At 69.5% G+C, this 5,659-nt stretch carries 8 protein-coding genes; 3 read left to right on the top strand and 5 right to left on the bottom strand.

Annotated features, from left to right (window positions below):
• The 5 genes from VF794_RS10190 to VF794_RS10170 form a co-directional block, all read right to left on the bottom strand.
• Window positions 1-760 (bottom strand): Clp protease N-terminal domain-containing protein (locus VF794_RS10190; protein ID WP_331109196.1); only part of this gene is annotated, 760 nt, incomplete at its 3' end.
• 4 nt (window positions 761-764) lie between these two features.
• Window positions 765-1,091 carry an ATP-dependent Clp protease adaptor ClpS gene (locus VF794_RS10185; protein ID WP_331109194.1) on the bottom strand — a complete coding sequence of 109 codons (327 nt, stop codon included), beginning with the start codon at window positions 1,089-1,091 and terminating at the stop codon, window positions 765-767.
• A 9-nt stretch (window positions 1,092-1,100) separates the two neighbouring features.
• Window positions 1,101-2,279 (bottom strand): GNAT family N-acetyltransferase, encoded by a 1,179-nt coding sequence (locus VF794_RS10180; protein ID WP_331109192.1) that lies wholly within the window; start codon window positions 2,277-2,279, stop codon window positions 1,101-1,103.
• A 64-nt stretch (window positions 2,280-2,343) separates the two neighbouring features.
• Window positions 2,344-2,784: a hypothetical protein gene (locus VF794_RS10175; RefSeq protein ID WP_331109190.1), complete on the bottom strand. Its 441-nt coding sequence runs from the start codon at window positions 2,782-2,784 to the stop codon at window positions 2,344-2,346.
• Between the two features lie 29 nt (window positions 2,785-2,813).
• Window positions 2,814-3,386: a DUF2378 family protein gene (locus tag VF794_RS10170; RefSeq protein WP_331109189.1), complete on the bottom strand. Its 573-nt coding sequence runs from the start codon at window positions 3,384-3,386 to the stop codon at window positions 2,814-2,816.
• 187 nt (window positions 3,387-3,573) lie between these two features.
• Here VF794_RS10170 and VF794_RS10165 point away from each other — a divergent pair, with 187 nt between their 5' ends.
• From VF794_RS10165 to VF794_RS10155, 3 genes are all read left to right on the top strand, one after another.
• The gene (locus VF794_RS10165; protein ID WP_331109188.1) at window positions 3,574-4,134 is read left to right on the top strand and encodes a NifU family protein; all 561 of its coding nucleotides are present in this window, start codon (window positions 3,574-3,576) and stop codon (window positions 4,132-4,134) included.
• Window positions 4,131-4,991 carry an SAM-dependent methyltransferase gene (locus VF794_RS10160; protein WP_331109197.1) on the top strand — a complete coding sequence of 287 codons (861 nt, stop codon included), beginning with the start codon at window positions 4,131-4,133 and terminating at the stop codon, window positions 4,989-4,991. The genes VF794_RS10165 and VF794_RS10160 overlap by 4 nt, the downstream gene beginning before the upstream one ends.
• Window positions 4,992-5,055: 64 nt before the next feature.
• On the top strand, window positions 5,056-5,659 hold a 604-nt coding region (locus tag VF794_RS10155; protein WP_331109187.1), incomplete at its 3' end, for a tetratricopeptide repeat protein.

The following is a 5,659-nucleotide window of genomic DNA, read 5'->3' as shown; positions in this document are numbered from 1 at the left end:
CCGCGTTCTTCCACGCCTCGGGTACCCGGCCCTCGTGGATGTGCAGCGCGAGGCCCTCGGCGATGGCCGTCTTGCCCACGCCCGTCTCGCCCACGTAGAGCGGGTTGTTCTTGCGGCGCCGGCACAGCACCTGGATGGTGCGCTCCAGCTCCTTCTCGCGCCCGATGAGCGGGTCGATCCGGCCCTGCTTCGCCTCCTCATTGAGGTTGGTGGTGTAGGCCTCCAGGGGGCTCTTGCGCGGGGCGCCCTCCTCCTCGTCATCTCCGCCGGGCATGCCCCCCTGGGGCGCGCTCTCGGCCTCGTCCTCCGAGGCGCTGTCCTTGGTGGTGCCGTGGGAGATGTAGTTGAGCAGGTCCAGCCGGGTGACGCCCTCCTGCTGGAGCAGGTAGAGGGCATGGCTCTCCTCCTCGCGGAACAGGGCCACGAGGATGTCCCCGCCGTCGATGAACTTCTGCTCGGCGGACAGGGCGTGCATGGCGGCGCGGTGCAGCACCCGCTCCACGCCGATGGTCTGCTGCGGCTCGGCGTCCACCCCCTCGGGCAGCCGCTCGACGGTCTCCTCCAGGAAGCCCTCCAGGCGCTCCTGGAGCCGCTTGACGTTGGCCCCGCAGCCCTTGAGCACTTCCCGGGTGCGGGTGTCCTTGGTGAGCGCGAGCAGGAGGTGCTCGAGCGTCAGGTATTCGTGACGCATCCGGCGCGCCTCCTCCATCGCGTTCCGGAAGCTGGCCTGCAACTCTTTGGCAATCAGCGGTCCTGCCACGGTCTCAACCTTCCTCTGGTTCCATCGAGAGGCGCAGCGGGAAGCCATTCTCCTGCGCCGCTGCCTCCACGATCCTGATCTTCGTCTCGGCGACCTCGAATGTATAAACGCCCGCGACGCCGACACCGTTGTAATGAACGTGCAGCATGATCTGCACGGCATCCGTCTCGGATTTGTGGAAGACCTCCTTGAGGACGGCCACCACGAATTCCCGAGTCGTATAGTTGTCGTTGTGCAGGAGCACCTTGTAGAGGGTGGGCCGCTTGAGCTTCTTCTGCGGCACCGTCTCCGTGGCGACGTTTGAATCCGGGTCGTACTTCTCTCGGGACATGTTCTCCCTCTAATGAGTAGGGGGCTCGAACGGCCCCCGCTTGAAACCTGTTTCGGCCCGCCACCGGGGCAGGCCAGCCAGCATGGCCGCCCGTTCGTGCTCCAGGAAGGAGCGTACCGCTCGATCGACACCTGGGTGGAAGAGCAAGTGAGCGCTATGGGTGAGGGTGGGCTCGAAGCCCCGGGTGAGCTTGTGCTCGCCGCCCGCTCCCGGCTCCACGCGCTCCAGCCCCCGGGCGATGGCATCGGCCACCGGGTGGTAGAGGCACACGTTGAAGTGCAGGAAGGGGTGCTCCTCGAAGCAGCCCCAATAGCGGCCGTACAACACCCGAGGCCCCATCAGGTTGAAGGCCCCCGCCACCAGCTGGCCTTCCCGGCGGGCTTCCACCAGCTCGCAAGCATGGCGGAAGGTGGACAGCATGCGGACGAAGAAGTCCGGGGTGAGGTAGCGCCGGCCCCACGGGTACTTGTTCACCGTGGAGAGGTAGAGGCGGTACACGTCCAGCGGGTCCACCTCGGCCAGGGCGTCGCCGCGCAGGGTGCGCAGGGTGAGGCCCTGGGCGGCGGGGGCGCGCAGCTCCCGGCGAAGCTGGTTCCTCCGCTTGGTATGGAAGCGGGAGAGGAAGTCCTCGAAAGAAGCGTAGCCCGCGTTGCGCCACTGGTACTGCACACCCAGGCGTGGCGCGTAGCCAACGGACACCAGGGTGGCGGCCTCGGCCTGGGTGGAGAAGAGGACGTGGACGCTGGAGAGGCCCTCGGCGCGGGCGTACTCCAGGGCGGCCCGGGCGAGCTCCGCCTCCCGGGCGACCCGGTCCTCACCGGGGGCCACCAGGAGGCGGCGGCCGGTGATGGGGGTGAAGGGCACCGCCAGCACCAGCTTCGGGTAGTAGCGCACGCCCAGGCGCTCGGCGACGGTGGCCCAGGTGCCATCGGCGACGAACTCGCCCTGGCTGTCGTCCTTGAGGTAGGCCGGGGCCGCCGCCACCAGCCGGGAGCCCCGCCACAGGGTGAGGTGGTTCGGGTGCCAGCCCGAGTGGGGCCCCACGCTGTCACTCTCCTCCAGCGCCGCGAGGAAGGCCCACTCCAGGAAGGGCCGGGCCGCGTCATCGAGCAGGGCGTCCCAGGCTCCCTGGGGAAGCTCGGTGATGGCGCGGTGGACGCGCAGGGTAGGTGGCAGCGGGTCGGACATCGGCGGCGGGGGGAGGCTATAACGCTCCACCCTGGGGCCTGCCAGCCTGCCCGGCGCGAGGTGTCTACCGGCCGCGGGTGAGCTCGGCGGCCAGGAAGCTGCCCACCTCGGCCAGTCCCGCCTGGGCCCGCTGCCGGCCCTCGGGGGACTCCATCACCCGGCGCGCGGCCTCGCTGGCGGTGCCCGCCTCCAGGTCCGCCAGCACGAGGAAGGCGCTCCATGCGGGCGTCAGCTCCGCCGTGCGTCCGGGCCGCTGGGGCCTGTCGCTCAGCGTGGCGGCCACCTTCTCCACCAGTCCCTCGTCGTCGAGCCGCTTGGCCTTGCCGCGCATGGCCGTCCACGCCTGTTCCAGCAGCGACGTCAGCAGCCGGCCCTGGAGGGCCTGGGAGAGGCGCTGGGCGGCCTCCTCCTCGTCGATGTTGTGGGCGCGCGCATAGGTGGGCGTCAGTTTCGCCACCACCACCGAGCGCGTGGCGAGGTGAGCGAGTCGGGGAGGGTAGGCCATGGGGTGTCCTCTACCACATGGGGGGGCCTCTACCAGCGGATGAGGAGGCGGAAGCCCAGGTGCGAGCGGTCCTCCACGGAGATGATGGGCTGGGCGTGGGCCCGCTCCAGCGCCACTTCCATCGCCCCGGCGATGAACTCCGGGCGGTTGTGGATGTCCGGGATGGTAACGCGCCGGGTCCGCTCGCCCAGGGGGACGAGCTGCACGTCCAGGTCCGGCCGCCCCATCATCGCCAGGTAGCGTGGCAGCCGCTCCACCACGCGCCCCGCGCCAATCATCGGCAGCGCCACCGCGGCCACCCGACCCACCAGGGTGTCCGCGAAGCCCTCGGTCAGCTTGCGGCCGAGGAGGCGGTAGGCCTCCGCGTCGCTGAACTCCGCGAAGCAGACGTCCCGGGCCAGCGCCACGCACCGCTTCCACGTCTGCACGGGGTAGTCGAACTCGGGGCACTTCGGGTCGTAGCCCTCCGCTCGCAGCCCCTTGGCGAGCTGCGTGTTGGGCTCCAGGCCCCGCACGAACAGGCCCTCGAAGACGCTCGAGGGGATGCGCGGCTGCGCCATCGTCTTCTGGGGGGTATGGGCCAGGAGGCTCGGGCTTTCCATCGGGACGTCTCCCCGGTCGGGTGTCCAACCGTGCTCTCAGCTTATCATGTCCCGTCCGGCAATCATTGAAATCCAGTAAGAATCTGATTGTCAGATAAAGCGACTCGTGGGGGAGGGGTTCCCCGCACCTCGGGGTTGCCAGGGGCGGGCGGGCGGCTTAGAGGAAGGGCACAGGAGAGATTTCCACATGTCGGTGAACATCCAGCTCGAGTGGACGCCCAACCCCAGCACGTTGAAGTACGTGGTGGACCGGCGGCTCGTGTCGTCCGGGGCAGTGAACGTCACCAGCAAGCAGGCGGCGGAGGAGAAGTCGCCGCTGGCGCTCAAGCTCATGAGCATCAAGGGCGTGGCGGCGGTGATGGTGGGCAGCAACTTCGTCACCGTCACCAAGGGGGACGAGGGCGAGTGGGACGAACTCAATGACGCGGTGATGGCCACGCTGGACGAGCACTTGAGCGCGGGGCTGCCGGCGGTGAACGAGGAGGTGCTCGCGGCGGCGCGCGCCGCGGTGGGCGCCAGCGGCTCGGTGGAGACGCGCATCCAGGAGATCCTGGACGCGGAGATCCGCCCGGCGGTGGCGCAGGATGGAGGCGACATCACCCTGGACCGCTTCGAGGAGGGCATCGTCTACCTGCACATGAAGGGTGCGTGCAGCGGCTGCCCCTCGTCCACGGCGACGCTGAAGATGGGGATCGAGTCGCGCCTGCGTGAGCTCGTCCCCGAGGTCAGCGAAGTGGTGTCCGTCTGAGGCGACAGGTCAAAGGCCAGCAGGTCCGGCGGGAGCTGCTGCCGGACCAGTCCAAGGAGCTGCTGCGCGAGCTGCACCTGCTCACGCGCGAGGGCAACCTCAACGCGGATGCCCTGCGCAAGCTCAAGCAGGTCAACCACCTGATGGGCCTGCTGCGGCCGGCGATGGAGGACATCCAGTCGCGCCACGGCGCGCCGGTGGTGGTGGACGCGGGCAGCGGCAACGCATACCTGGGCTTCATCCTCTACGAGCTGTTCCTCAAGGACGCCGAGGGCGGCACCCTGATGAACGTGGAGGGCCGGGCGGAGCTGACGCAGCGGGCGAAGGAGCGCGCCGAGCGGCTGGGCTTCAAGCGGATGGAGTTCCAGACGGCGCACCTGGAGACGGCGCAGTGGCCCGAGCGCCTGCACCTGCTCACCGCGCTGCACGCGTGCGACACGGCGACGGATGACGCGCTGGCGGTGGCCGTCCAGAAGGGCGCGGACCACGTGGCGGTGGTGCCGTGCTGTCAGGCCGAGGTGGCCACGCTGCTCAAGGAGAGCCGGCAGGCGGTGGAGCCGACGCTGGGGCTCCTCTACCAGCACGCGTGGCACCGGCGTGAGTTCGGCAGCCACCTCACCAACGTCATCCGCGCGCTGACGCTGGAGGCCTACGGCTACCAGGTGACGGTGACGGAGCTGACGGGCTGGGAGCACTCGCTGAAGAACGAGCTGATCCTCGGCCGACGGGTGCACAAGGACAACCGGCAGGCGCGCGCGAAGCTGGAGGCGCTGCTGGGCTCCTTCGGAATACGGCCCAAGCTGGCGCGGCTGCTGGGCGTGGAGCCCACGCCCCGGACGGCGCCCGCTCCCGCGTGACCTCGGGGTGACGTTCGCGGTAGGTTCGGGCACCGAACCTCCGCCGTCATCTTGGAGCCCCGCCATGCAGTGGTTGCTGTCCGCCTCACCGCGCCTGGACGTACTCGTGTGGATTGCCCGCTGCGTGCTGCTGCTGGGCGCGCTGCTGTTCACCGCCTTTCTGTTTCAGTGGTGGCGGGTGCACCGTTGGTTCCAGGGCTTCCACAAGGCCCGCCACCTGGTGAGCAAGGGACGATTCCAGGAGGCGGAGGAGGGCTTCCGGAGGGCGGCCCGGGAGGCGTCCGGGACCCGCCACGTGATGGCGCTCGCGGCCTTGGGGGTGTGCCGCCTCCAGCAGGGGGAGTACGCGGAGGCCGTGGCCCTGATGGAGCCGCTCATGGATGAGCCGCTGCCGCGCAGGATGCGGATGGACGGGGTCGCGCTTGCCGGGTACCTCGCGCTGAGCCTGGCCATGTTGGGAGAGACCCGGAGGGCCCGGCGCTGGCTCGACGAAGCCCACCGGCGCTTTGGTGGAAGGGTCTCCTTCGTGGTGCTGCCCGAGGTCGTCATCCTCTGCCGGGAAGGCCATCTGGGCGCGGCGTTGAGCCTGATGAACCACAGCTGGCCGGTGCTGCTGGCCGACGGGCTCGTGACCGACAAGATGCGAATGTTCCGGGCCTATGTGCTGA

The sequence above is a fragment of the Archangium sp. genome, from assembly GCF_036389735.1.
Classification (GTDB): Bacteria; Myxococcota; Myxococcia; order Myxococcales; family Myxococcaceae; genus Archangium.
The sequence above is the reverse complement of the archived record's forward strand: the minus strand, read 5'-3'. Positions and strand labels throughout refer to the sequence as shown.

What these genes read in the sequence shown, in the direction of transcription:
- VF794_RS10185 (WP_331109194.1), bottom strand. Translation starts at nt 1,091, where the DNA reads ATGTCCCGAGAGAAGTACGACCCGGATTCAAACGTCGCCACGGAGACG.
- VF794_RS10180 (WP_331109192.1), bottom strand. Translation starts at nt 2,279, where the DNA reads ATGTCCGACCCGCTGCCACCTACCCTGCGCGTCCACCGCGCCATCACC.
- VF794_RS10175 (WP_331109190.1), bottom strand. Translation starts at nt 2,784, where the DNA reads ATGGCCTACCCTCCCCGACTCGCTCACCTCGCCACGCGCTCGGTGGTG.
- VF794_RS10170 (WP_331109189.1), bottom strand. Translation starts at nt 3,386, where the DNA reads ATGGAAAGCCCGAGCCTCCTGGCCCATACCCCCCAGAAGACGATGGCG.
- VF794_RS10165 (WP_331109188.1), top strand. Translation starts at nt 3,574, where the DNA reads ATGTCGGTGAACATCCAGCTCGAGTGGACGCCCAACCCCAGCACGTTG.